At 66.9% G+C, this 2130-nt stretch carries 1 pseudogene; it reads right to left on the reverse strand.

The window, feature by feature from the left end:
• Positions 1–144, reverse strand: a pseudogene (locus tag BN903_RS16905) (nuclease); the annotation flags it as partial.
• Positions 145–2130 lie beyond the last annotated feature (1986 nt).

Genomic DNA, 2130 nt, shown 5'->3' on the forward strand with positions numbered 1-2130 from the left:
GACCCGACCCTCGCGGCGCAGCTCGGGGAGCCACTCACGCCAGACGCGCTCGGCGAGGTCGTCGTGGTCCGTCGCGTCCACGTCGCCGCCGATGCCGTACGCGAGCTGCGCGATGTTCTCGACGTGGATCGGATCGAGCGTCACGGCCGTAGACCGGGCCGGCCCGACATAAAAGTCGTCGGCTTGGAGACCGCGGGCGGCGAGCGCGCCGACCGGTAGTCGGGGAACGAGTCGGGGCCGCATCTGTCGCGCCCCGAGGAGGACGCGGCTCACGCCGCTGACGGAACGGCTTCGACTACCGCGGGAGAAGCGGCAATTTCTTTCGCCGACCGTAACTCGCCGGCTAAACCTGTTACCCCCCGTCAACTACGCTACGACACCTGAACGGCAGTATCAGGGCTAATACTTGGAGGGAATGTGCTTTTAACTCGAACAACAACCGGCGCGTATGGGAGAAACTGCGAGCAGCGTACCCTCGGAGGGGTCTGGCGGGCTGACGGAGAGCGTGCGAGAAGTGATCCGCTACACCCCCGACGGCACCTCGATGCCGAAAGAAATGTGGAAGCCGCGGCACCGGAACATCCTGATTTTGACCGTCATACAGGTGCCGGTGTTGATCGCGATGGGGCTGTACAGCGGGACCGAATCGATCACCGGGGCGCAGATTCCGGCGACGCCGCTGTGGATGCTCGGGGGGTTCGTCGCCGTCGTCCTCGCGACCGCCGCGCTGGCGAACTGGTCGCGGCTCGGCCGCCGCCAGCGGACGGTGCTCACGGCGTTCAGCCTCATGACCGTCTCGATGGCGCTGGTGAAGCTGTCGGGCGGGTACATCGAGGCGCACTTCAGCTTCTTCGTGTTCATCGGAATACTCGCGCTGTACGAAGACTGGCTCCCGTTCGCCGTCGGCGTCGGGTACGTGGCGGTCGGCCACGGCGCGTTCAGCCTCATCGACTCGAGTCTCGTCTACAACCACGCCGCGGCGATCGAGAATCCGATCGTCTGGGGCGGGATTCACGCGTTCTTCGTCCTCGGGCTCTCCGGCGCGCTGATGGTCAACTGGTACTCGATCGAGAAGTCCCGAGAGGCGGCCCGCGAACAGCTCGAACTGGCCGAACGGAAGCAGTCCGAGATACAGGACGTCGAGGCGGCGAAGGCGGAGGTCGAGGAGCGCCGCGAGGAGGTCGAGCGCCTGAACAGTCACTTGGAGACGAAGGCCGACGACTACAGCGCGGCGATGGACCGCGCGGCCGACGGCGACCTGACGGTCCGGCTCGACGCGGACAGCGAGAGCGAGGCGATGGCGCAGATCGGCGCGGCGTTCAACGGGATGATGGACGACATCGACGAGGCGATGGGCGAGGTGCGGTCGTTCGCGCGGGACGTGTCGACCGCGAGCGAGAACACGGTCCGCGGCGTCGAGACCGCGAGCGACCGGAGCGAGACCGTGAGTCAGTCCGTCACCGAGATCGCCGAGGGCGCGGACGAGCAGCGCGAGATGCTCAGACAGGTGTCCGACGAGATGAACGACCTCTCGGCGACGATCGAGGAGGTCGCCTCCTCGACGCAGACGGTCGTCGAGGTCGCGGAGCAGACCGCGGACATCGCCGACGAGGGCGAGGAGACCGCGGAGACCGCGATCGAGCGCGTCGAGGAGTCCCGCGAGGCGCTCGACTCCGCCGCGGGAACGGTCCAGCAGCTCGACGACCGGATGGAGGACATCGGCGAGATCGTCGACCTCATCGGCGACATCGCAGAGCAGACGAACCTGCTCGCCCTGAACGCGAACATCGAGGCCGCGCGCGCCGGCGGGAGCGGCGGCGGCAGCGACGGGTTCGCCGTCGTCGCCGACGAGGTGAAACAGCTCGCCGAGGAGACCCAAGACGCCGCTACGGAGATCGAGGAGCTGATCGGCGACACGCAGTCGCGGACCGAGGGAACGGTGACGGCCGTCCGAAGCGCCGAAGAGAACATCGCGGCGGGTGCCGAAGCGGTCGAGGACGCCGCGGACGCGTTCTCGCAGGTGTCGGACAACGCGAAGGAGACCGACGAGGGGATTCGTATAACTTCGTATAATGTATGCTATACGAAGTTATTTACGAACGACGACCGCGGCGGCCCGACGTTCGGCCG

The sequence above is a fragment of the Halorubrum sp. AJ67 genome, from assembly GCF_000513435.1.